Annotated in this window: 20 protein-coding genes; 9 read left to right on the top strand and 11 right to left on the bottom strand. The window is 70.8% G+C overall.

The genetic code is table 11. The features are described from left to right. Positions 1-190 precede the first annotated feature (190 nt). Positions 191-4,423 carry a HAMP domain-containing protein gene (locus AB0L00_RS22700; RefSeq protein ID WP_364437441.1) on the top strand — a complete coding sequence of 1,411 codons (4,233 nt, stop codon included), beginning with the start codon at positions 191-193 and terminating at the stop codon, positions 4,421-4,423. A gap of 58 nt (positions 4,424-4,481) precedes the next feature. Here the strand turns inward: AB0L00_RS22700 and AB0L00_RS22695 are convergent, their stop codons facing one another. The 4 genes from AB0L00_RS22695 to AB0L00_RS22680 form a co-directional block, all read right to left on the bottom strand. Continuing rightward, positions 4,482-5,681, bottom strand: a complete 1,200-nt coding sequence (locus AB0L00_RS22695) for a cytochrome P450 (RefSeq protein WP_364437438.1) — start codon at positions 5,679-5,681, stop codon at positions 4,482-4,484. Between the two features lie 209 nt (positions 5,682-5,890). Then, positions 5,891-6,706, bottom strand: coding sequence for a patatin-like phospholipase family protein (locus AB0L00_RS22690; RefSeq protein ID WP_364437435.1), 816 nt, complete (start codon positions 6,704-6,706; stop codon positions 5,891-5,893). After that, a complete protein-coding gene (locus tag AB0L00_RS22685) occupies positions 6,703-8,208 on the bottom strand; it encodes a DHA2 family efflux MFS transporter permease subunit (protein WP_364437432.1) in 1,506 nt (501 codons plus the stop codon). Before AB0L00_RS22685 ends, AB0L00_RS22690 begins: the two co-directional genes overlap by 4 nt. Before the next feature lie 30 nt (positions 8,209-8,238). Continuing rightward, a complete protein-coding gene (locus AB0L00_RS22680; protein ID WP_364437429.1) occupies positions 8,239-8,838 on the bottom strand; it encodes an NAD(P)H-dependent oxidoreductase in 600 nt (199 codons plus the stop codon). A gap of 289 nt (positions 8,839-9,127) precedes the next feature. Between AB0L00_RS22680 and AB0L00_RS22675 the strand changes: the two genes are divergently transcribed. After that, a complete protein-coding gene (locus AB0L00_RS22675) occupies positions 9,128-9,475 on the top strand; it encodes a hypothetical protein (protein ID WP_364437426.1) in 348 nt (115 codons plus the stop codon). A 135-nt stretch (positions 9,476-9,610) separates the two neighbouring features. After that, the gene (locus AB0L00_RS22670) at positions 9,611-10,396 is read left to right on the top strand and encodes an alpha/beta hydrolase (RefSeq protein ID WP_364437423.1); all 786 of its coding nucleotides are present in this window, start codon (positions 9,611-9,613) and stop codon (positions 10,394-10,396) included. A 94-nt stretch (positions 10,397-10,490) separates the two neighbouring features. On the opposite strand, the gene AB0L00_RS22665 is transcribed toward AB0L00_RS22670, so the two are convergent. Together AB0L00_RS22665 and AB0L00_RS22660 are read right to left on the bottom strand one after the other, a co-directional pair. After that, positions 10,491-10,817 (bottom strand): putative quinol monooxygenase, encoded by a 327-nt coding sequence (locus AB0L00_RS22665; RefSeq protein ID WP_364437420.1) that lies wholly within the window; start codon positions 10,815-10,817, stop codon positions 10,491-10,493. Positions 10,818-10,921: 104 nt separating this feature from the next. Continuing rightward, positions 10,922-11,347, bottom strand: a complete 426-nt coding sequence (locus tag AB0L00_RS22660; protein ID WP_364437417.1) for an ATP-binding protein — start codon at positions 11,345-11,347, stop codon at positions 10,922-10,924. A 134-nt stretch (positions 11,348-11,481) separates the two neighbouring features. Here AB0L00_RS22660 and AB0L00_RS22655 point away from each other — a divergent pair, with 134 nt between their 5' ends. Both AB0L00_RS22655 and AB0L00_RS22650 read left to right on the top strand, forming a co-directional pair. Next, a complete protein-coding gene (locus AB0L00_RS22655) occupies positions 11,482-12,297 on the top strand; it encodes a helix-turn-helix transcriptional regulator (RefSeq protein ID WP_364437414.1) in 816 nt (271 codons plus the stop codon). A gap of 599 nt (positions 12,298-12,896) precedes the next feature. Continuing rightward, positions 12,897-13,460, top strand: coding sequence for a dihydrofolate reductase family protein (locus AB0L00_RS22650; RefSeq protein ID WP_364437411.1), 564 nt, complete (start codon positions 12,897-12,899; stop codon positions 13,458-13,460). Positions 13,461-13,587: 127 nt separating this feature from the next. Here AB0L00_RS22650 and AB0L00_RS22645 read toward each other — a convergent pair whose 3' ends face one another. After that, positions 13,588-14,103 carry an STAS domain-containing protein gene (locus AB0L00_RS22645; RefSeq protein WP_364437408.1) on the bottom strand — a complete coding sequence of 172 codons (516 nt, stop codon included), beginning with the start codon at positions 14,101-14,103 and terminating at the stop codon, positions 13,588-13,590. On the opposite strand from AB0L00_RS22645, the gene AB0L00_RS22640 reads away from it, so the two are divergent. Further along, positions 14,090-14,425 carry a helix-turn-helix domain-containing protein gene (locus AB0L00_RS22640; RefSeq protein ID WP_364437405.1) on the top strand — a complete coding sequence of 112 codons (336 nt, stop codon included), beginning with the start codon at positions 14,090-14,092 and terminating at the stop codon, positions 14,423-14,425. The genes AB0L00_RS22645 and AB0L00_RS22640 overlap by 14 nt on opposite strands. A gap of 264 nt (positions 14,426-14,689) precedes the next feature. Next, entirely contained in the window at positions 14,690-15,823 is a 1,134-nt protein-coding gene (locus tag AB0L00_RS22635) for a hypothetical protein (protein WP_364437402.1), read from the top strand. A gap of 37 nt (positions 15,824-15,860) precedes the next feature. Here the strand turns inward: AB0L00_RS22635 and AB0L00_RS22630 are convergent, their stop codons facing one another. After that, positions 15,861-16,487 carry a hypothetical protein gene (locus AB0L00_RS22630; RefSeq protein ID WP_364437399.1) on the bottom strand — a complete coding sequence of 209 codons (627 nt, stop codon included), beginning with the start codon at positions 16,485-16,487 and terminating at the stop codon, positions 15,861-15,863. A 44-nt stretch (positions 16,488-16,531) separates the two neighbouring features. After that, complete coding sequence (locus AB0L00_RS22625; RefSeq protein ID WP_364437396.1) at positions 16,532-17,566, bottom strand: PP2C family protein-serine/threonine phosphatase; 1,035 nt, start codon at positions 17,564-17,566, stop codon at positions 16,532-16,534. A gap of 427 nt (positions 17,567-17,993) precedes the next feature. On the opposite strand from AB0L00_RS22625, the gene AB0L00_RS22620 reads away from it, so the two are divergent. Beyond that, positions 17,994-18,383 carry an Lsr2 family protein gene (locus tag AB0L00_RS22620; RefSeq protein WP_364437393.1) on the top strand — a complete coding sequence of 130 codons (390 nt, stop codon included), beginning with the start codon at positions 17,994-17,996 and terminating at the stop codon, positions 18,381-18,383. A 67-nt stretch (positions 18,384-18,450) separates the two neighbouring features. Here AB0L00_RS22620 and AB0L00_RS22615 read toward each other — a convergent pair whose 3' ends face one another. Together AB0L00_RS22615 and AB0L00_RS22610 are read right to left on the bottom strand one after the other, a co-directional pair. Next, positions 18,451-21,993, bottom strand: a complete 3,543-nt coding sequence (locus AB0L00_RS22615) for an FG-GAP-like repeat-containing protein (protein ID WP_364437390.1) — start codon at positions 21,991-21,993, stop codon at positions 18,451-18,453. A 204-nt stretch (positions 21,994-22,197) separates the two neighbouring features. Beyond that, positions 22,198-22,659, bottom strand: coding sequence for an SRPBCC family protein (locus tag AB0L00_RS22610; RefSeq protein ID WP_364437387.1), 462 nt, complete (start codon positions 22,657-22,659; stop codon positions 22,198-22,200). 133 nt (positions 22,660-22,792) lie between these two features. Between AB0L00_RS22610 and AB0L00_RS22605 the strand changes: the two genes are divergently transcribed. Next, positions 22,793-23,407: a class I SAM-dependent methyltransferase gene (locus tag AB0L00_RS22605; protein WP_364437384.1), complete on the top strand. Its 615-nt coding sequence runs from the start codon at positions 22,793-22,795 to the stop codon at positions 23,405-23,407. Positions 23,408-23,414: the final 7 nt, after the last annotated feature.

Below are 23,414 nucleotides of genomic sequence, written 5' to 3'. Positions count from 1 at the left end.
GCGGTCAGCTCAAGCCCTTATCTCGTCGTCCGGAAGGGAGCGGACGACCCCCAGCGCACACGTCACATCGGCGCAGACCGGAGGCGTCCGACGGTAACACTGCCAGTATGGTTGCTATGAGGCAAGTAGATGGCGGTCCAATAGAAAATCACTTGCGTCGCGCACTTGGGCGGACGATCGGAGTGGGAGCATGTCTCAACGGGACGCCGGGAGATCGGCGCTTCGCGAGCCCGACGGTGCGGACGAGGCGGCCCTGCGCCAGCTTCTCGCCGGGCTGACCGCCGTCCGCGACGGCGACTTCGCCACCCGCCTGCCCCAGACGGGCGACGGGCTGATGGACGAGATCGCCGGCGTCTTCAACGGCATGGCCGATCAGCTGTCCCAGTTCACCTCCGAGGTCACCCGCGTCGTTCGCGAGGTCGGCACGGAGGGCAAGCTCGGCGGCCAGGCCCAGGTGCCGGGCGCCTCCGGGAACTGGCGGCACCTCACCGACTCGGTCAACGCCATGGCCGGCAACCTGACCGGTCAGGTCCGCGACATCGCCCAGGTGGCGACCGCGGTCGCCCGCGGCGACCTCTCCCAGAAGATCACCGTCGATGCCCGCGGTGAGATCCGGGAGCTCAAGACCACGATCAACACGATGGTCGACGAGCTGTCCTCGTTCGCCGACGAGGTGACGCGGGTGGCCCGCGAGGTGGGCACCGAGGGCCGGCTGGGCGGCCAGGCGCAGGTGCCGGGCGTCGGCGGCACGTGGCGCGATCTGACCGACTCGGTGAACTTCATGGCCGGCAATCTCACCGCGCAGGTTCGGTCGATCGCGCAGGTGGCCACGGCGGTCGCGAAGGGTGACCTGTCGCAGAAGATCACGGTCGACGCGCGCGGCGAGATCCTCGAGCTGAAGAACACGATCAACACGATGGTGGACCAGCTGTCCTCGTTCGCCGACGAGGTGACGCGGGTGGCCCGCGAGGTGGGCACCGAGGGCCGCCTCGGCGGCCAGGCCGACGTCAAGGGCGTCTCGGGCACCTGGAAGGCGCTGACCGAGTCGGTGAACGTCATGGCGGCGAACCTCACCGACCAGGTGCGGTCGATCGCCGAGGTGACGACGGCGGTCGCGCGGGGCGACCTGTCGCAGAAGATCCGCGTCGACGCGCGCGGCGAGATCCTGGAGCTGAAGGAGACCATCAACACGATGGTCGACCAGCTCTCCGGGTTCGCGGACGAGGTCACCCGCGTCGCGCGTGACGTCGGCACCCAGGGCAACCTCGGCGGCCAGGCCATCGTCCGCGGCGTCTCCGGCACCTGGAAGGACCTCACCGACAACGTCAACGTCATGGCCTCGAACCTGACCGCGCAGGTCCGGTCGATCGCGCAGGTGGCCACGGCGGTCGCGAAGGGCGACCTGTCGCAGAAGATCACCGTCGAGGCCCAGGGCGAGGTCGCCGCGCTCGCCCAGACGATCAACACGATGGTCGACACGCTCGGCGCGTTCGCGGACGAGGTCACGCGCGTGGCCCGCGAGGTCGGGACGGAGGGCCAGCTCGGCGGCCAGGCGAACGTCCCCAACGTCGCCGGGACGTGGAAGGACCTCACCGACAACGTCAACTCGATGGCGAACAACCTCACCGGCCAGGTCCGCAACATCGCGCAGGTCACGACGGCCGTCGCCCGCGGCGACCTGTCCAAGAAGATCGACGTCGACGCGCGCGGCGAGATCCTCGAGTTGAAGACCACGATCAACACGATGGTCGACCAGCTCTCCTCGTTCGCCGCCGAGGTCACCCGGGTCGCCCGTGAGGTCGGCAGCGAGGGCCGCCTCGGCGGCCAGGCCGAGGTCGAGGGCGTGTCCGGCACGTGGAAGCGCCTGACCGAGAACGTCAACGAGCTGGCCGGCAACCTCACCCGGCAGGTCCGCGCGATCGCCGAGGTCACCAGCGCCGTGGCGACCGGCGACCTGACCCGGTCGATCTCGGTGGAGGCCCAGGGCGAGGTCGCCGAGCTCAAGGACAACATCAACGCGATGGTGCAGTCGCTGCGCGACTCGACGCGGGAGAACCAGGAACAGGACTGGCTGAAGACCAACCTGGCCGGCATCGCCGGGCAGATGCAGGGCCACCGCGACCTCGTGACGGTGGCGGAGCTGATCATGGACGAGATCACGCCGCTCGTCACCGCCCAGTACGGCACCTTCTACCTCACCGACGCCGGTGGCGAGGACACCGCACTGCGCCTGATCGCCGGCTACGCCCATGAGGCTGGCGCCTCCGCCGACCGCGAGTTCAAGCTGGGGGAGTCCCTCGTCGGGCAGGCGGCCCGTACGAAAAAGACCATCACGGTCGACAAGGCGCCGCCGGGGTACGTGAAGGTCTCCTCCAGCCTCGGTGAGTCCGCGCCCGCGGACCTGATCGTGCTGCCGATCGTGTTCGAGGGGCAGGTCCTCGGCGTCATCGAGCTGGCCTCACTGACCGGCTTCTCGCAGGTGCACCGCGACTTCCTCCGGCAGTTCGCCGAGACCATCGGCGTGAACCTCAACACGATCATCGCCAACTCCCGTACGGACGCGCTGCTGGAGGAGTCGCAGCGGCTCGCCGCGGAGCTGCGGTCCCGCTCGGAGGAGCTGCAGGCCCAGCAGGAGGAGCTGCAGCGCTCAAACGCCGAGCTCGAGGAGAAGGCCGCGCTGCTGGCCCGGCAGAACCACGACATCGAGATCAAGAACTTCGAGATCGAGCAGGCCCGGCAGGAGATCGAGGAGCGTGCCCGGCAGCTCGCGCTGGCGTCCAAGTACAAGTCCGAGTTCCTGGCGAACATGTCGCACGAGCTGCGCACGCCGCTGAACAGCCTGCTGATCCTGGCCCGCATCCTCGCCCAGAACCCCGGCCGGAACCTCACGTCCAAGCAGGTGGAGTTCGCCAACATCATCCACTCGGCCGGCACCGACCTGCTGCAGTTGATCAACGACATCCTCGACCTGTCCAAGGTCGAGGCCGGCAAGATGGACCTCCACTCCGAGAGCATCGCCGTCACCCGGCTGCTGGAGGACATCGAGAGCACCTTCCGGCCCCTCACGACGGAGAAGGGGCTGGACTTCCGGGTCGAGATCGCGGATGAGGCACCGGCCGAGATCTGCACCGACGAGCAGCGACTGCGCCAGATCCTGCGCAACCTGCTGTCCAACGCCGTGAAGTTCACCGAGCGCGGCGGCGTCCAGCTACGGATCCGGCTCGCCGACGACGTCACCCTGCCGGTGGCCGAGCCCGGCGAACCGGTCGTCGCCTTCGAGGTGATCGACACGGGGATCGGCATCGCGGAGGAGAACCTGGAGGCGATCTTCGGCGCCTTCCAGCAGGGCGACGGCACGACGAGCCGCCGGTACGGCGGCACCGGGCTCGGCCTGTCGATCTCCCGGGAGGTCGCGGGGCTGCTCGGCGGTGAGATCCACGCGAAGAGCCGTGTCGGCAACGGCACCACCTTCACGCTGTACCTGCCGTCGGTGGCGCCGCGACCGGGCGAGTACACCGCCGGAGACGGCGGTCCCGCCGTCTCCGGCCTCCCGGCGGCCACCGCGCCGGTCGTTCCCGAGACGCGCCGGCTGCTGGTCCTGGAACAGAGTGGCGGCCTGCTCACCGCGCTCGCGCGCAGCGCGGCGGCCGACCTCGCCGACACGCACGGGAACGTCGAGATCACCGGCGCGGCCGACGTCGACGAGGCGGTCGACGCCCTGCTCGCGGCCCCGCACGCCTGTGTCCTCCTCGACGCCGGCCTGCCCACGGCGCCGGCCTTCTTCGAACGGCTGGACCGGCAGCCGGGACTCGCCGCCCTGCCGGTCCTGGGCCACCCCGGCCGACGGTTGAGCGCCGCCCAGGAGCGGCTGGCCGCCGACCGGGCCCGCTCCCACCCGTTCGAGCTGCTGTCCTCCCTCGACGAGCTGCGCGAGCGCGTCACCCTGTACCTGTCGGGCGGGCGGCTCGTCGACGCGCTGCCCTTCATGACAGGCCCCGCCGGAGCCGGTCGGGACGGCGACGACACCGGGATCCTCGGCTACGCGGAGCTGAGCGGCCGCCGGGTGCTCATCATCGACGACGACGTCCGGAACGTGTTCGCGATCTCCAGCGCGCTGGAGCTGTACGGCATGTCGGTGATCCACGCGCCCAACGGCAAGAAGGGCATCGAGGTGCTGCGCGAACACGACGACATCGAGCTCGTGCTGATGGACATCATGATGCCGGAGATGGACGGGTACGCCACGACGGCCGCGATCCGCGACATGCCCCGGTTCGCGGACCTGCCGATCATCGCCGTCACCGCCCGCGCGATGCACGGGGACCGGGAGAAGAGCCTGTCCGCGGGCGCGACCGACCACGTCGCCAAGCCGGTCGACACCGAGGAGCTCCTCGCCTGCATGAAGCGGTGGCTGCACGCCTGACCACCCGCCGGCCGAGGGGACGCGCCCGGGTGCGGACGGCACCCGGGCGCGCCGGGGATCACCAGGTGAGCGGCAGGCGGTAGACCCCGTAGATGACCATGTCGTCCCGTAGCGGGACCTCCTCGGGCGGCACGGCCAGGCGAAGATCGGGGAAGCGGGTGAAGAGCGCCGGGTAGGCGACCTTCATCTCGGCACGGGCCAGCTGCTGGCCCAGGCACTGGTGGAAGCCGTGGCCGAACGCGACATGTTGCGACGGCGGCCGGGTGATGTCGAGCCGGTCGGGGTCGGGGTAGTGCTCCGGGTCGCGGTTCGCGGCGGACAGCGCGGCGACCACCGTCTCGCCCGCGCGGACCCGATGCCCTGCGATCACCAGGTCCTCGCGGGCGACCCGCACGAGCCCGTACTGGACGATGCTGAGGTAGCGCAGCAGCTCCTCGACGGCGCCGTCGATCAGCTCCGGCCGCTCGCGCAGCGTCCGCAGCTGCTCCGGCCGCGTCAGCAGGGTGAAGGTCCCCAGGGCCAGCATGTTGGCCGTCGTCTCGTGCCCGGCCACGAGCAGCAGCAGGCCGACGCCGGTCAGCTCTTCGGCGGTGAGCGAGTCGTCCGGATCGTGGACGAGGCTGCTGAGCAGGGCGTCGTCGGGCTCACGCCGTTTGCGGTCGACGAGATCGCGGATGTAGTCCCAGATCGCGTCGCGCGCTTCGTAGATCACCTCTTTGTCCGCGTCGATCCTGAGCAGCGTGCCGGTCCAGCTCTGGAAGGCCGCCCGGTCCTCGTACGGGACGCCGAGCAGTTCGCAGATGACGAGCGAGGGGATCGGCAGCGCGAAGGCGGGGACCAGGTCGGCCGGCGGCCCGGTGCGCTCCATGGCGTCGAGGTGCCCGGCGACGATCTGCTCGATCCGCGGGGTCAGCTCGCGCATCCGCCGGGTGGTGAACCAGCGGGTGAGGATCCGGCGGTAGCGGGTGTGCTCGGGGGCGTCCATGCCGATGAAGGACCCGGCGCGGAAGGCGGGTTCGCCGGGACGGATGGGGAACGCCCGGACCGGCGACGAGGCTCGCAGCCGGTCCGAGCTGAACCGCTGGTCCGAGAGCAGCGCCCGGACGTCCTCGTGCCGGGTGAGCAGCCAGCCGACCTTCCCGTCCGGGAAGGAGAGTCTGCTGACCGGATCCTCCTCCCGCAGCAGGCGGTACTCATCGGGCGGGTCGAACGGGCGTTCACGGCGGGTCGGCAGCGGCTGCGGGGTTGAAACGGACAAGGGGCACCTCCTCCGCTCAGGCCCGGCCCGCGGATACGACACCGGAGGTGCGCCGGTCGGTGTACGGCCGGTAGGTCCGGCGCCGGCCGCCCGCGGCCCTGGACGACCCGGACGGCAGGCCGAGCGACACCTACCAGCCTATGTCGGGATATATGTGCATTACATAGATCACCGCTCTGTTTTGCACCGGGCCCGTGCCGAGATACGCGCTAGAGCCGGTTCGCGTGCCAGACGTTCTGGATCGCCACGGCAACGTCGGCCGCCTGCCGGACTCCCGCGCCGTACGACGCCGGTGAGGCCGCGTGGTCGTGCAGGTCGGGTCCGAACGCCTCGATCGCCGCACCGTCGGGGACGATCCGCAGGGCGGGCGTTCCGGCCCCCGCGTCCTGCGGAAACAGGTGGGCCAGCGGCTCGATGAGGACGACGGTCCCGGCGCCGGCGGTGAGGTCGGCGTGGCCGCCACCGGCCAGCGCGCCGTCCATGTACCGCCGGCCGTCGAGGGTGACCGGCGGGTAGACGCCCGGCATGGCGGAACTGGCCGCCACGGCGGACGCCAGGGGTACGGCGTCGTCACGGCTCCAGACGCGCCGTTCACCGGACTCGACGTCGACCGTCGTGATCAGCAGCCGGTGTTCCGGCCAGTCGGCGCCGGTCAGGGCGGCCATCCGGGACCGGCGCGCCTCCTCATCGCCCGTCTCGGCGGCGAGGGCGATCCGGCCGACACGTCGCAGGGCCTCCGCCGGCTCCAGACTCCGATCACCGAGCACGGCGAACACCTCGTTCAACCGCGTCGGACGCGCCGCCGGGGTCGGTGCCTCGGGACCGGCGGTGCCCGGCAGGGAGCCGAACCGCTCGAGGTCCTGGCCGGTCGTGAGCATCGCGCCGACGATCGCGCCCGCCGAGGTGCCGACGATCAGGTCGGCCCCGGCCAGGTCGACGCCGGCCCGGCGCAGCCCGACCGCCAGGCCCGCGGTCCAGGCCGTACCGACGACGCCGCCGGGCCCCAGCACCAGTGCCGTGGTCATGAATTCCGTCCTTTCGAGTGGTAGCGCGGCAGCAGCAGCGCGGGCAGCAGGGCCAGCGCCATCAGGACCACGGCCCAGACGTAGGTGTGCTGGAAGGCGTCGGCCAGCCTAGGGGAGATCGCGTGTCCGGCCGGAGCCGGGAGCGCGCGGACCGCCCCGATGCCCCCGTCGGCGGTGCCGGGCAGTCGATCGCGCATCGCCCCGGCGAGGACGATCGAGATCAGGGCGGTTCCGAGGGCGGCGGACACCTGCTGGGTGATGTTCAGCGCGGTACTGGCGCCGGGAACCTGCTCGCTCGCGACGTTCCGGGTCGCCGCCGTCATCGCCGGCATGATCGTCGTTCCGACCCCGGCGCCGGTCACGACGAGCGGCAGGATCAGGTGCCAGTACGGCGTGTCGGCGTGGACCTGGGCGATGAAGGCGAGGAACCCCGTACTCGCCACCGCGACCCCGACGGAGACCAGCCGTCGCGGGGACACCTTGTCGATCAACCGGCCGGCGATCTGCATGGCGACACCAGTGGTCAGGGCCTGCGGGACGCCGAGCAGCCCGGACGTGGTCGCGCTCTGTCCGCGTACGACCTGGTAGTACAGCGGCAGCAGCAGCATCGACCCGAAGTAGGCGCAGGTGAAGAAGGCCAGGGTTCCGGTGGCCGTCGCGAACGACCGCCGGCGGAACAGCCGCAGGTCGATCAGTGGATGCCGGGCCGTCAGGCCGCGGACGACGAAACCGGCCACCAGTGCGGCGCCCGCCAAGGTGGGGACGAGTACTCCGGCGGTGCCGAAGTCGCCGTGCTCGCCGCCGGTGGCCAGCCCGTAGATCGCCATGGCCAGCCCGGGCGACAGCATCAGCAGGCCGGGCACGTCGAGGCGGTGCCCGGGCTCCGGGGCGTCGGCCGGGAAGATCCGGCCGGCCAGCAGCAGCACCAGCGCCCCGATCGGGACGTTGATGAAGAAGATCCACCGCCACGAGGCGCTGTCGACCAGCCAGCCGCCGAGGATCGGCCCGGCCAGCGGCCCGATCAGGACCGGAATGCCCAGCACGCTCATCGTCCGTCCCATGCGCGCGGGGTCGGCGGCCCGGATGATGATCGTCATCGCCAGCGGTGTGATCATCCCGCCGCCGAGGCCCTGCAACACGCGGAAGCCGATCAGTGAGCCGGTGTCCCAGGCGAGCCCGGCCAGCGCCGACCCGAGGGTGAACAGCCCGATCGACGCCAGGTAGGCGCGTTTGGCGCCGAACCGGCCGACGGCCCACGCCGTGGCGGGGATCACCGAGGCCAGGGCGAGGGTGTATCCGGTCGCCACCCACTGGATGGTCGCCACCGGAGCGTGGAAGTCCTGGGAGAGCCGGCCGAGGGCGACGTTGACGATCGTCACGTCGATGACCGTCATGATCGACCCCAGCACGATGACCAGGGCGATCGCGGTGGGGTCGGGGCCGCCGTGCGGTGGCCGGACTTCCGGGCGGGTACGCCGGTGCGGTGTGGACGCGGTCGTCATCGGGACCTCCTGTTCCTCACGGGCTCGGCGTCAGGCGGCGTACGGACGGGCGGCCCGCGCGTCGCGCAGCGCGTGGGCCCACCACAGGAGCTGGTCGAGCAGGGTCTCGGCGGCCGCGTCGCAGCCGTCGGGATCGACCGGCCGCCCCTCCGCGTCGAAACGCTCCCGGGCGCCGTGGAAGCTCACCGTGTCCCGTACGGTCACGGCGTGCAGCTCGGCGAAGACCGGCCGCAGGTGCTCGACCGCGCGCAGCCCGCCGGACAGCCCGCCGTACGACACGAAGCCGACGGGCTTGGCGTGCCATTCGGCGCTGTGCCAGTCGATGAGGTTCTTGAGCGAGGCCGGGAAACTGTGGTTGTACTCCGGCGTGACGACGACGAACGCGTCCGCCGCGGCGAGCCGGGGCGTCACCGTCTTCAGCGCACGGGTCGTGTCGGGCGCCGGTGCCGTTCCGAACGCGGGGAACACCAGCGGCAGGCCGACCTCGGCGAGGTCGATGACGTCGACGTCGACGTCCGTACGCCGCCGGGCCCGGTCGGCGAACCAGTCGGCGACGGTCGTGCCGAACCGTCCCTCGCGCACGCTGCCGACGATGACGGCGACTCTGAACCGCTCGGTGATCTCGGACATGGGGAACCCCTGTTCGTTCGACGGTGATGGGGCGGCCACCGGTGGAACGGCCGCAGGGATAACCCTCGGACCTGAACAAAGGTTTAAGTCAAGCCACGCTGTGCTGCGTCGACTGCGGCTGCCGGTCCTTCGAGCAGTACACGCTCGCCGATCCGGGCGACGTGCTCGCCGAACAGGACTCGGGTCCGCGCCGCCTGCTCAGCCCCTGATCTCAGATTTGTTCGCCGCAATTAGACGTATAGACAATATTGTGTTCCGACGTTGACCGCGTGGCTTACCGATGGGCGGAATGGTGGAGCGGGCGATGGAAGCACAAGACGTCTCCGCGAGGATCGGCGAGGCTGTCCGGTGGGAGCGTCTCGGCGGTCACCGGGCGACCTATCCGGCGGTGCTGATGTCAAGGACCCGGCTGCAGGTGGGCGGCGCGGTGGCGGCGGTGGGGGCGGTGCTGGCGTTGATCGGCCTGGCCGCCGACCTCATCATCCTCGTGGTCCTCGGGACGATTTTCGCGGTGGTCTTCGGCTACCGGTTCGGGCGTCTGGCGATGCTGAACCGGCGGAAGGAGGGGCAGCAACTGCTCCTCTTCGACCAGGGGCTGGTTAAATTCTGTCGAGCCAGACTTTATAGCAATTCATAGAGGTCGCATGTGGACTCGACGTGCTGCCACGGCTCCGGCCGGAAGGGGCCATCCCTGCGGTGGCTTCGGTAGGTCGGCGTCGCCCCTTCCGCTCACCTCGCGGTGGTGTCGGTAGAGGCGGCGTGGGGAGGGGACATGCCGACCCGAGACGACGAGCGGCCCGTACGACGGCCGATTGTGCTGGCCATCCCCGGCACGTTGTGCGCGCCGACGGTGTTCCGGCCGTTGGCGCAACGACTGGCCGGGCAGGTCGAGTTCGACGCGGTGTCCTGGATGACCGACTCCGGTCCCTGGGACCTCGGCACGATCGCCGACCGGCTCGCCGCGCACATCACACGGCGGCACGACAGATCGGTGATCGTCCTGGGGCATTCCACCGGCGGCGCCATCGCGCTGCGGCTGGTGGCCGACCACGCCGGGCTGGTGGCCGGCCTGCTGCTGGTGGACACCGGCGCGCACATGCGCGGCCATGGCGATGTGGACGCCATCCTGGCCTCGCTCGCCAGGGACTGGGGTCCGCGGCTGCACGCCCAGGTGCTGGACCGGTCATTCGCCACGCCACTCGATCCGGCCGTCCGTGACGAACTGCTCGACTACGCGGCCGCGGTGCCCGCCGAGGCCGCGCTGGAGGCCCTGCGCAGTCAGCGGGAGATGGACCTGACTCCGGGGTTGGCGAGGATCGACTGCCCGGTCACCGTGCTGCACGGCCTGCATGATCCGACCAGAACACCGGACCAGGCGCGGGAGCTGGCCGATGCCATCCCCGGCGCACGGCTGCGCCTGCTGGACACCGGACACACCCCGGTCCACGAGGACCCGGACACGGTGGCCGCCGAACTGCGCGCCCTGCTCGCGCGCTCGCGGGAACGTCTGACGGCGACCTCCGCGCCTGATGATCCTGCCGGCCCGGTCGCTGGGTAGCGTCACTCGCCGTCGAAACGGCCGAGGGGCAGGGGATATGTGCCGTCGTTCGGCGAAAGCGTTCCTCTGGTTCGGACGCGTACGCTCTGGGCCGTCACTCCGGCACGGCCATCTCTCCCAGAGTGGACCAGTCGTCCTGGGGCACCTTCATGTTGACGATCCGCGGCGTCTCGACGAGATGCGGCGGTAGAGCCTGCTGTGCGGCCTTAAAGTGATCGGACCGTACGTGCGCGGCCCCCGCCTCGTCGTCGCGGAAGGCCTCCACCAGGACGTACTCCGTCGGGTCGGCCAGGCTGCGGGACCAGTCGAACCACAGGCAGCCCGGCTCGGCGCGGGTGGCCGTGGTGAAGTCGCGCACGATGTCCGGCCAGCGGTCGGCATCGTCGGGCCGTACGCGGAACTTGGCGGTGATGAAGATCATCACGACTCCTCGGGCTCGGCGGCATCCTCCCCGAGAATCAGAGCATGGGATGGGGAGACCCTGCGGCACAGCTCGCCGAGCACAGAGTGACGGGGTGCGGTGCCTCATCCCGGGGGAGTGGCGGTGAGCCGGGCCCACACCCACTTGCCGCCGGTGCGGCCGGTCTCGCGGGCGACGGGGTCGGGGCGGTACCCCCACTCGATGGCGAGCGCGTCGATGATGTGCAGTCCTCGGCCGCCGTTCTGGTCGAATCCGTCCTCGGACACGTCGAGGTCCTGTAGCGCGCACTCGACGTCGCGGGCCGGTGTGGGGCGCTCGGGGCTGGAGTCCCAGACCGCGAGGTAGATCCCGCCGTGCTCCCAACGGCACAGGAAGCGGATCGCCTGGCCCGGGGTGGCCTTCATGGCGTTCGTCACCATCTCCGTGGCCACCAGAGTGGCGTCGTCCGTAATGTGGGAGTAGCCCCATTTCTTGAGGCGCCGCTCCAAGAGCGTACGCGTGAAGCCGGGAGCCGCCGCAGACGCGGGCATGCATATCCGGATATCTTCGGTCATGGCCGCCGCCGTTTCTCTGATCTCGCTGAGATTCTAAATTCTTCTGCCAAGAATGGCCCTTTCGACCTACAGTCGGGCGTGTCCGTAACGATAGGAAACAAGGGGGCGCCATGCCGATCGTGCGCGAACCGCTGGACCCGAAACTGTCCCTCTGGCATTTCCTCGCGTACGAGCTGCGTTACGAGCGCGAGCGGCATGGTCTCTCGCTCACCCAGATGGGCACGGTCATCAACGCCGCGCGGTCGACTGTTTCCAACATCGAGGCGGGCCGTCGCAAGATCGATGACCGCCAGGCCAAGGCCATCGACGGCACGTGGGGGACCGGCCGCCTCTTCGAACTGCTCCTCTGGTACGCCCAGACGTCCCACGGCCCCGACTGGGGTCGCACGTACGTCCGCTACGAGGCGACCGCCGAAATGATCAAGATCTACCACGGCCAGGCGATCCCGGGCGTCCTGCAGACCGACGACTACACCCGCGCTCTTCTCCAGGTGGGAAGCGCCACGGACGTCGAGGCGGAGCTGGCCGAACGAATCGCCCGCAAGCGGGCTGTTCTGGATCGACCGGATCCACCGTTCATCTGGATCCTGATGGACGAGAGCGTGCTGGCGTGCCCTGTGGGCGGCCCGGACGTCATCCGGGAGCAACTCCGCCACCTGCGAGAGCTGGCCGACCGCCCCAACCTGATCATCCGCATCATCCCGACCTCGGCCGGAGCCCACCAGGGATTCGACGGACCTATCCGGATCATCAGTCTGGACACTCGGGATGTCGCCTATTCGGGCGCCCAGAACGGTGGGCGCCTGATCGAAGATCCAGCCGAGGTGAAGCAGCTCGCCGTAAAATTCGACAGAATCGGCGCAAAAGCCGCTTCGGAAGATGGCTCTCGGGCGCTCATCGAGCAGTATCTGGAGAGGTTTTCATGATCAGCGATTGGCGGAAGAGTTCCTACAGCGACGGTGTGGACGATAAGTACTGCGTCGAAGTCACGGTGGTGGACGGCCGGGCGGGCAGATGACGGGGTTGCCGGCGTCCTGAACCATGAGGTGGGTGCCCCCGGTGCCACGTGCTGGACGCCTAGACGGGAACGCCGCTGCTGCGGGCGTTCGGAATGCTCGGTCATTGTCGAGGAGCAAGGGGCCGTCCATCCCGTTCGCCCTACTTCGTAACCGCGGTCGCCGAGCCTTCTGCACGGCTTCCGCTGTGAGGCCGGCGCAGATACGCGAAAGACCCCGTCGGCCAGCAGCAGGACCGACAGGTTGAAGTCGGTCGTCCGGCGGGTCTGCCGTCAGCGGACGAAGAACAGCAGTGCCTCGCCGTCGACCGGCACGACCGACCCGCGCGGCACGACGCCGAACCCGTTCGGCGGCGACGACGTCGTCTTGATCAGTCCGAGCCGATGCGGCCCCTGCAGCCACTGCGGATGAGCTCGCCCTCGAACCGGCCCTCGGTGTGGCCTGACCGATGATTTTTCCGCGCCGTGTGGGTCTGTACGCCGAGTACCGACCCACAGGAGGCTGACGCCATGCGGAAATTGGCCTTTGGCATGAACCTGAGCCTGGACGGCTACATCGCCGCGCCCGGCGACGACCTCGGTTGGAGCGTACCGAGCGACGAGCTGTTCCAGTGGTGGTCCGACCGGGTGGAGGCGACCGGCCTGGCGCTGTACGGGCGCAAATTGTGGGAGACGATGAGCTCCCACTGGCCGACCGCCGACCAGCAGCCTGGCGCCACACCGGCGGAGATCCAGTTCGCCCGCCGCTGGCGGGACATGCCGAAGGTGGTGTTCTCCTCGACGACCAGCACGGTCGACTGGAACACCCGCCTGGTCACCGGCGACGCGGTGACCGAGATCACCCGGCTCAAGGCTGAGGACGGTGGCCCCATGGACATCGGCGGCGCCACACTTGCCGCAGCGGCCATACGGGCCGGGCTGATCGACGAGTACGTGCTGGTCACCGCACCGGTCTTGGTGGGCAGCGGCACGCCGTTCTTTACGGCCCTGGACAACTGGGTGAACCTGACTTTGATGGAGACCCGGACGTTCCCCGACGGCGTACTCATGACCAGGTACGAGACCAGGCGCTGAGTACCCGACCTCGGATCGGCCCGTGCTTCGGGCCGGCCACCTTTTGCGGATACCAACCGCCTCGCCGCGAAATAGCCGGTCGCCAGAGTCCGCGCCACGGCCCGGAGAAGGTCGGTGGGGTGTTGGGTCAGAGGGTGTGCATGTGTTGGTTCAGGCGGCGCACACAGGGCGCGATGTTGAGCAGGCGGGGCCGGCTTCCGCCGCGGGGATGGGGGCCGACGAGGATGCGCCAGCCGGAGACGTCGATGAAGCGGAGGCCTTCGGTGTCGACCGTCACCTGACCCCACCGCGCCGCGACATCGGCGAGGGCGGTGGCGAGGGCCGGGCTGTTGGTGACGTCGATGTCGCCGCTGAGCAGCACCTTGTCGGGCGGTGTCACCTGGATGATGCGGAGCTGCCGGTCCTCGTACAGTACGAGACCCGTATCCGGCGATATCGTTTCAGCCGCGTGTCCGCTACGTTCTGCCATGGCGGCCACTAACATCACGAGGGTGCGCTCGTTCGGGCCGCCTTCCGATCCACATGCCTCGAGCATGCCTGGAGGACAGAACCACGTCAACTGATACCGGAAACGAACTTCATAATTTGGGTGCCACAGCAGCGCGATGGCCGGCCTACGCGCAGATCGGATGAGCAGCACCATGGGCACGCCCGAGGGTGGAGTACCCGTTCGGCACTGGACCTTTCTGACGAACCACGCTCGCGTACTCCTCGAGATCGCCCGGAACCCGCAGGCGAGGCTGCGGGACATGGCGGCCATCGCGGGCATCACCGAGCGGGCCGCGCAGACGATCGTGACCGACCTCGAGGCGGCGGGTTACCTCACCCGGACCCGCGTCGGCCGGCGGAACCACTACACGGTCGATCCGAGCCGCCGCTTCCGCCATCCGGCCGAGGCCGACCACCGCATCGAGGGACTGCTCTCCCTGTTCACCCACCGGGAGGAGAGCCGGGACCCGGAGTAGACCCCGTCCGCGTCGATCGGACCGGCCGCCGCGGGCCGGAGATGCCCTCGGGATCACGGGAACCGACCGGACTCCGCCCACCGGCTTGGGGCCCGCGCGGCGGTGGCTTTACCGAAGCCGGGCCGACCTGGGCATTGACTGGACGGTTTTCCTCGCGCACCGTCGGAAGTGGAGTTCCGCCTTCACTTCCTGAGGTGATTCCGTACGATGCGTCGTCCGGTCCCGCCGGCCCGGGGAGTTCGAGCGTCCGGCGAGTCGATGAGCGTGGGGAAGCGACCCCGCGGTGGCGCCGTGGCGGTGCTGGCCGACCGGGTCTTCGCGCATGCCCGCCCGTCGGACGCTTCCGACCTCGCGGCGCTGATGGGCACCGAGGGCGGTCTGGTCCTGACCGGCGCCAACCCCGTACGAGCGGCCCGGCGATGCCGGGAGGAGCAGGCGTTCGACGGTCCGATCCTGTTCGACGTCGCGGCGGCGGAGGGGAAGGTGGCCACCCGCGAACGCCCCTTCGACGAGAGCGGCGACCAACTGGTGGAGCTGACCCTGGAGGAGCGCGTTCAGGGGCAGATCGACGCGGGCGCCGACGCGGCGCTCACCCCGACGCGGTACCTGCGGGCGGGGGACTTCGGCGCCGTCGAGGCGGCGATCGAGGGTGCGGTCGGTCTGGGCCGCGACGACGTCATCCTGTCGCTTCCCATGGACGTCGGATGGCTGGCGACCGGCCTGATCGACAAGACGATCGGCGTTCTCGCTCAGGCGTCCATCCCGAAGGCCGTGATGCTGGGCGGCCGCCGCAACCCGCCGCAGCGGGTGATGGACGGCGCGTTCGGCCTGCGCCGCCTCGTCGCCGAGGTGCCGGACGTCGCCCTCTTCCGTACGGACCTGGCGGGACTCGACGCGCTGGCGCAGGGCTGCCTGGCCGCCTCGATCGGGACCAGCGGCGCGCTGCGGCACGTCGTCCCGCCGGGCGAGGCGGTGGCGTACGGATCGGCGAACGGCGACGACCGGTCGCCGAGCGTCCTGGTGCCCGACCTTCTCTCCTACGTGCGGGGCGGCGTGCTCGCCGACCGGTTCGGCGACCGGCCGGCGCCGCCGTGCCGTTGCGTCCGCTGCGGCGGCCGGAGCGTCGCCGGCTTCCTCCGGCAGGAGGACTGGAAGGACGCGCGGCTGCACGGCGTGGCGGTCTGGACCGAGTGGGCGCGCAACCTCCTCTACCCCGATTCGCTGGAGGGCCGCCGGCGGTACTGGCGACGGCTGTGCCGGGACGCGATCGCCGCGCACGCCCGCTACAACACGTCCGTACGGGCGCGAGAGCCGGTGTTCGTGCCGCCGGATTCGCTGTGGATCTGGGCCGGTGAGGACACCCCGCTGCCCGCCCGCCGGAATTCCCGGGTGCCGTGACGCCCGACACCGGGCGGTCGTCCCGGGGGCATCGCGTTCACCTGCCGGCGGGCCGATCCGCCCTCGTTGGAACGGGCAGGGTCCGCAGGTGGAGCTCCTCGGCGAACGCCCATCCGGCGGGCGTGTGCGCCCGGCTTCCGAAGCGCTCGGGCGGCACGACGACCTCCGTGCCGAGGGCCAGCCCGACCCCCCAGTAGTCGGCCTCCGCGCGCGCCTGGCCGAGGTCCGCGGGCACGCCCGGCAGGACGACCAGCCGTGCGCAGTACGCGCCGAACCGGCCGGCGCGGTCGAGGCCCGCCCGCCAGGACGCCGCCCGCACGATGGCGAGCTCGGGCCGCAGGGGCCGTCGCAGGAGCCGTACGACGCCGGTCGGCGTGAGCTCGGCGCATCCGGGCGGGAGCTCGCGGACGGCCCGGCGCTCCTTGGCCGACAGCGCGGGCCAGGGGACGGTCGCTCCGGCCGGGAGCCCCAGCAGGACGTCCAGCAGGTCGACGCGGGTCACGCCGGTCAGCCCGGCGGCCGCCCGGCGTCGCCGCTCGGCCTCGTCGGGAACATAGGCCATGGTGACCTCGACGCCCCGCATCCGTACGTCGGCCAGCAGCGCGGCGGGCTCCGCGAGGAGGGGGGCGGTGGGGGTGGTCGCTCGGGACCCGGTCGCCGTCATAGCCGCCCAGCCTCCCACGAGTGCGCCGGCGGTCGGGCCTCGGCTCACCTGCGCCGGATGAGGAGCATCGCCGCGTCGTCGGCGATGCGGCCGCCGACGTGCCGGAGGACGTCGGCGCGCAGGTCGCCGAGCGCTTGCTCGGGATCGTCGGCCGTGAGCACGTGCGCGCGTTCGGCCAGCGGGTAGAAGCGGCCCTCGGCGTCGCGGGCCTCGATGACCCCGTCGGTGTACAGCAGCATCTGGTCCGCGGGCGCGAACTTGATGGTGTACGGGCGCGGCGCCGCGGCGACGAGATCGGACAGGCCGAACGGCGGAGAGACGTCGTCGGGATCGGCGAAGCCGCCGTCGCCGCCGCCGCGCAGGACGAACGGCGAGGGGTGACCGTAGTTGAGCAGCGTGACGACCTCACCGTCGCCGAACTCGGCCAGGACGGCCGTGACGAACTTCTCGCCGGAGCCCGCCGCGGGCGGCCGTCCGGCGGGCTCGGCGCCCAGGCGCCGGCGCAGCGCGGCCTCGATGCGCGTCGCCACACCGGTCAGGTCGGGCTCGTCGTACGCGGCCTCCCGGAACGCGCCGAGAACGTCCGCCGCCGTCTCGACCGCGTCCAGGCCCTTGCCCTGGACGTCCCCGACGATGACCCGGACCCCGGACGGGGTGAGGGTGACCTCGTACAGGTCGCCGCCGATGCTGGCCTCCGCCGTGGCGGAGGTGTAGCCGACGGCGATGTGCATGGAGCCGACGCGCCGGGGCACCGGGCGGAGCAGCACGCGCTGCGCCACCTCGGCCACGGACCGGACGTCGGCGAGGATGCGCTCGCGTTTCTTCCGGTCGGCGCTGGCCCCCACGCTCGCCGCCGCGACACCGGCCATGGTCAGGAGCGTGAGGGTGTTCTGTCTCCGGCCGAGAGTGTGGTGGTGGTAGCTGAGGAGGACGGACAGCGTTAAGGCGGTCAGGCCCACCAGCGCGGTCCGCCGGATCCCGCACCACAGGCTCGCGAAAGCGGGGCCGAGGACGAGCATGGGCCGGAATATGATGTCCGGGCTGGCCCAGAAGTCGACCAGGGCGACGAGCGCGAGCATGCCGAACGGCAGGCTCTGCAGCAGCGGTCCGGGTCTCGAGCGCGGTGTCTCGCTTATGGTGCACCCCCAGCCGATCGAGTTCCATTCGTGGGGAGAATAGCGCCGTCGAGCGGTCGGCTCCGGCACTTTCCGGCACAGGCGGCCGTGGCGACGGATATGTCGTTCACCGGATGGACGACTTCGCGGCCGGCTGTTGCCTGCGATATTATCGGATAACGGCTCGAAGGGTAAGAATCGACAAAAGCCGTTCGGTGAATAACGTGCGCATTGCGCGAATTTCGGGGCACTTCACGACTCGCTGTCGGGGAGCCCGGCCGACCAGGGCTGATGGCCCTCGGGGCCGGCGTCGTCGCGGTGTGCGTCACCGACTGTCGTACGCTCGTATTATCCTAAGCCCCGACAAAGTAAGCTGAGAGAGGAATACCTCGTGGCGACGAAAGTCGTAATGGTGGATGATTTGGATGGGCATGACGGTGAAGACGTCGCCAAGCGGGATTTCGAGGTTTCTGGCGTAACGTACACCATCGATCTCGGCGATGAGAACTTCAAGCGTCTCGAAGAGCTCCTCGGAGAGCTGGCGCCGTATATCGAGAAGGCGGCCAAGGTCCGCCAGGCGGGCCGGGCCCGCAAGAGCGCCGCGGACACGGCGCCGCGCCTGCGCGGCTACTCCAACAGCGACGTCCGCGAGTGGGCCGTCGCCGAGGGCGTCGAGGTGAGCGAGCGCGGAAAGATCGCCGACGAGGTCTACGAGAAGTTCATCGAGGCCCACCCGGACGCCAGGCCGGACGCCGGCTCGGAAACCGGCTCGGAGGAGTGAGGCAGCGCCGGCGGCCCGTCCCGGGACCGCCGGCGCTTCTCGAGGGCCACCTCCCGCGAGTCATCCCTCAGAGGACCGCCGCCGGGCCGAGGTTGCCGGCGTCGTCGACCGCCTGGACCACCACCTTCCGCGCGCCCGCCGGGACCGTGAGGCTCTGCCGGCCGCCGGCGCCGACGGTCGCCGTGGCGGTCGACACCCGGCCGTCGGCGCTGACGCGGTAGGTCGCGGCGCGGCCGGCGTTCCCGTCGTCGCCCGGCGCGACGAAGCTCACGGTCGTGCCGTCGCGCCGCAGGTCCTGCGGCGCGCCGGGCGGGCGGGTGTCCGTCCCGTACCGCCCGGTGCGCCACTCGTCGTGGTGGTAGGTCCACGACTCGGCGTCCGGCTTGCCGTCGGTCTTCCAGGCGAACAGATAGCCCTCGCGTGTGGTCGTCACCAGGTCCGTGCGGCCGTCGCCGTCCAGGTCACCGGCGGACGGGGAGAACAGCGTCCACCCGCCGGTGAACTTCGGGAAGCCGGCGGCCTGGCCGGACGGCGTGAACGCGTGCACCGTCGAGGTGTCCCCGCCGTCGACGACCTCCGCCTTGCCGTCCCCGGTGACGTCCGCGATCAGCGGCGCGCCGAGGAAGTCCAGCCCGGCCCGCGCGTGCGGGTACCCCGACACCGGCAGGGTCGTCGCGGCGTCGTAACCGCGTTCGTAGTTGGCGATGGCGGTGCCGCTGCCGGGGTACAGCAGCGCCGCGATCAGCGACACGGCGCCCGACCCGGACTCGGCGTAGCCGAGCCGTCCGGCGTCGCCGAACCGCCCGAACGCCCCGCTCGTCGTGAACGACGCGGGCAGGTCCACCGCCGGGGTGGGGGACGAGCCGGTCAGCAGCGCGCGCACCGCGGCCGCATCGTGGCCGAGCAGCGCGGACGCCGGGTTGTTGAGCGGCCCGTACGCGCCCCGGATCGCGCCGTCGCCGCCGATGAGGAACGTCGCGGAGAAGGACGGGCCCGTGGCGACCTCGTCCTTGCCGTCGCCGTCCACGTCCGCGACCGCGGGGCTGTTCGCCGCCTCGGTGATGAACTCCTGCGCGCTGCCGTAGAACGTGATGATCGACGGCACCCGCACCGGCCAGCCCTTCACCGGCGAGCCGTCGGCGTGGTACGCGTACACGTAGTTCGCGCCGAGCGCCTGGATGCCCGCGCCGTGGCTCTCGGAGTGCTGCGAGCGCACCACGATCTCCGGCTGGTGGTCGCCGTCGAGGTCGGCCACGGCGGGGGTGGCGTCGAGCTTCGCGTCGTCGATCGCGGTCAGCCCGGACGCCGGTTTCGGCGGGTCCGCCACGGTCACCGGCCAGCCGGGGACGTCCGATCCGTCCGCGTGCCAGGCGTGCAGCCGTCCGTCCCATCCGGCCTGAACGATCTCCAGGCCGGGCTTGCCGTCCAGGTCGACGAGGACCGGACAGGCCGTCGCGCCCTGGTGGGGAAGCCGGGTGTAGGCCAGCGCCGGCCGGGGGATCGCGGGCTTGGTCACGCCCGTGTCCAGGGTCTTCGGCCAGCCGGGCAGGAGCCTGCCCTGGGCGTCGAACACGTACGTCCGGCCGGTCGTGCTGGTGACCACGACCTCCTGCCGCCCGTCGTGGAACAGGTCGCCGACGGCGACCGGAGCGATGATCGGCTCGTGGCCCGGGTCGAAGCCCGGGACGCGGGTCTGGCCGGCGTTCGTGGTGGCGGGCCAGCCGGGCAGTTCCGTGCCGCTCACCCCGTCGATGGCGTGCACCCGGCCGTCGGCGTCGCCGAACACGATGGCCTGGTGACCGGTGGCCTGCAGGTCGGCGAGGGCGGGCTGGCTCTCCCCGCCGATCCCGAAGTGCTGCGGGAACCCGGCGCGGAGCGTGTCGTCGTGGTGGACCGCGATGGCACGGCGTTCCTCGCCCATCCGGCCCGCGTCGTCCCAGACGCGTAGCCGCAGGGTGACGGTGTACTGCTCGGTCGACGACAGCTCCTTGTCGTCGGGCATCGAGTACGCCTTGGACCAGAACGACTGCGGGAGCTTCGTCAGGTCGAGCGTGCCCACCTTGCCGTCGTACGTTCCGGTGCCCTGGCCGTCGCCGGCCGTGATGAACGCCGAGTCGGCCGGTTCGATCCCCGGCGCGAACTCCAGCCGGTAGTGGAAGCTCTTGGCCCGGGACGCGTCCACGTGCCCGGTGACCGGCACGGAGGAGGTCGTCGCCGGGTCGTACAGGGAGTACCAGTCCGGGCTCTCGATCCAGGTCGCGGGCGGGATGTCGCCCTTGGCGACCGCGGCGAGGGCCTTGGCGGCGTTCGGGCGGCCGTAGCCGTACTGCCGGTCCCAGCCCGGCCGGCCGGCCCAGCCCAGGCTCGCGTCGTCGACGTCGCTCGCGGTCGCGCGCAGGACCTGGACGGCCTCGGCGTTGGTCAGCGGCCGGTCGATCTTCTTCTCCTTCGCGGCCTGCGCGCCGTAGGAGAGCAGCAGGCCGAACAGGCCGCCGGTGGTCGGCGTCGACTCGGACGTCGAGCCGCCGAGCGTCGCGACCGAGAACATCGCCTTGGCGCCGAACGACGTGAGGTTCGAGCGTTCGCGGTAGGTCGAGGTCAGGGCGTTGGCCAGGGCGCCCGACGCGCCCGCCGCGTTGGCGACCAGACCGTTGCCGGGGACGACGTGCGGCCAGAACATGCCGCCCTGGTGGTCCGTCGAGTCGAAGTCGTTGCTGGACTCGACCATGACCACGCCGTCGTTCCAGAGCTTGTCCACGGCGCGGCGCATCGCGGAGGAGTACCCGAGGTCCGCGGTCGTGCTGACGATGACCTTCGCGCCGGCCCGGCCCGCGTACAACCACGCGGCGGCGAGGTCGTCCGTACGGTCCAGGGCCTCGTCGCCGGCGCGGATCGGCAGCAGGCGGCACTTGGGACAGATGCCGGCGCCCAGCTTGCCGTTGTCGGTCCGCGCGGCCGCGACCCGCTGCTGGTCGTTGGCGTGGCCGTACGTGGAGTCGGGCGTGGCCGGGTCGTTCTGGTCGTCGTAGAAGTCCCAGCCGGAGATGTCGTCGGTGAACCCGTCGCCGTCGTCGTCCTTGCCGTCGGAGAACGCGACGATGAGGTCCTCCGGGTCGATGACGCCGTTGCCGTTCGTGTCGTGCACGCGGGGGTCGGCGGCGTAGTCGGCGGCGGTGACCGCGCCGTCTCCGTCCCGGTCGTAGGTGTCGGAGCCGGCGGGTTTCGGCAGCTCACCGGTGTTGAGGTAGACCTTGTTCGCGAGGTCGGCGACGTCCCCGTTGTGCCAGTTGATCCCCGCCTCGACGTAGGCGATGACCGTGTCCGGCGAACCGGTCGTGTAGTCCCGCCAGGCCGCGTCCACCGACATCCCGGCGGCGCCCTCCGGGTCCTTGGCGGCGGGCGTGCACTTAGGGATGAAGGAGTACAGGTTGTGCTGCTCCCCGCCCGGCGCGGCGGTGGTCAGGCAGCTCAGCGGCGCGCCGTTCTCCACCGGAGCGTAGCCCGGATCGTTCGGCGGTCCGGCCGGGAACGGATCCGCCGCCGCGGGCCGGGCCAGCATGAGCAGCAGGGCGGGGACGACGGCGCACACGACGCCCGGGAGACGCCTCATGGGACCACCTCGATCGGTTGACCGCGTGGATCACTGTCCGCCAACCGCCGGGTGCTGAGTAGCCCTCTGACCGGAAGAGGACATGAGTTTTTCTCGCGTTAGTTCATGATCACATGCGAAGGCCGGGCCCGCTGGACAGCGGGCCCGGCTCTGAACGGGGAGGTCGCGGCTCCGGCCCGTCCGGCGACGGCCCGGAGGCGGGACTCACTGGTCGGGGCGATCCACGTTGCCGCGCCAGGAGCCGGTCTCGGTGCCGCGCTCCTCGATGAACTCCTTGAACCGCTTGAGGTCGTTCTTCGCCCGGTGCTTGACCAGCCCCATCTTGTCGGCGACGTTCTCCATGATCCCCTCGGGCTCGACCTCCAACTGAAGGGCGACCCGGGTGTGGTCGTCGTCGAGCCGGTGGAAGGTCACCACACCGGCGTTCTTGGGATCCTCGGTCGACGTCCACGCGATGCGCTCGTCGGGACGCTGCTCGGTGATCTGCGCGTCGTACTCGCGGCTGGCGCCCGCGACCTTCACCTTCCAGTGCGTGAGCGTGTCGTTGATCTGGTGGATCTCCTCCACGCCCTCCATGAACTGCGGGAAGTCCTCGAACTGGGTCCACTGGTTGTACGCCGTATGGACCGGGACGTGGACGTCGATGCTCTCCATGACACTGCTCATCGTTCGTCTCCTTCGCAGTCGTTTTCGGTCGTTGTTTTCGGCCAGGTGCCTCCGCTACCCGGTGAAGGAGCACGTAAACAGGGCGTGTCATCCGGACGGCCCGCTCGATCCGCCGATCCGAGATCATTGATCGATGACCCGCACCGAGGAGCACGCGTACTGGAACCACAACACGCACTACCACCGGCTGGTGCTCGACGCGATGCCCGACCCGTGCGACGCGGCGCTGGACGTCGGATGCGGTGAGGGCCTGCTCGCCCGCCGGCTCGCGACCCGGGCGGGCCGGGTCACCGGGGTCGACCGGTCCGCGGAGATGATCGAACAGGCACGGGCACGCGCGGACCGGAGCGCGCCCGGCGCCATGGAGTTCGTGGCGGCCGACTTCCTCCGGCACCCGTTCCCCGAAGGCGCGTACGACCTGGTCTGCTCGGTGGCCGCCATCCACCACATGGACTTCACGAGCGCCGTGACCAGGATGGCGGACCTGCTGCGGCCCGGCGGGACGCTCGTGATCGTCGGGCTCGCCCGCAACCGGACGCCCCAGGACTGGGCGTTCGACCTCGCGGTCCTCCCCGCCATCGTGGTCATCGACCGCGTGCACGGCAAGACGGATCCGGCGGGCATGCCGATGGCCGCCCCGGAGATGAGCTGGGGCGAGGTACGCGGGGAGGCCCGGCGGCTGCTGCCCGGCGCGCGCTTCCGGCGGCACCTGTACTGGCGGTACTCGGTGCGCTGGCGCAAGCCCTGACCGCCGC

It is taken from the genome of Actinoallomurus sp. NPDC052308 (assembly GCF_040679195.1).
In the GTDB taxonomy this organism is placed as follows: Bacteria; Actinomycetota; Actinomycetes; order Streptosporangiales; family Streptosporangiaceae; genus Actinoallomurus; species Actinoallomurus liliacearum.
This window is presented reverse-complemented; position numbering and strand designations above follow the sequence as displayed.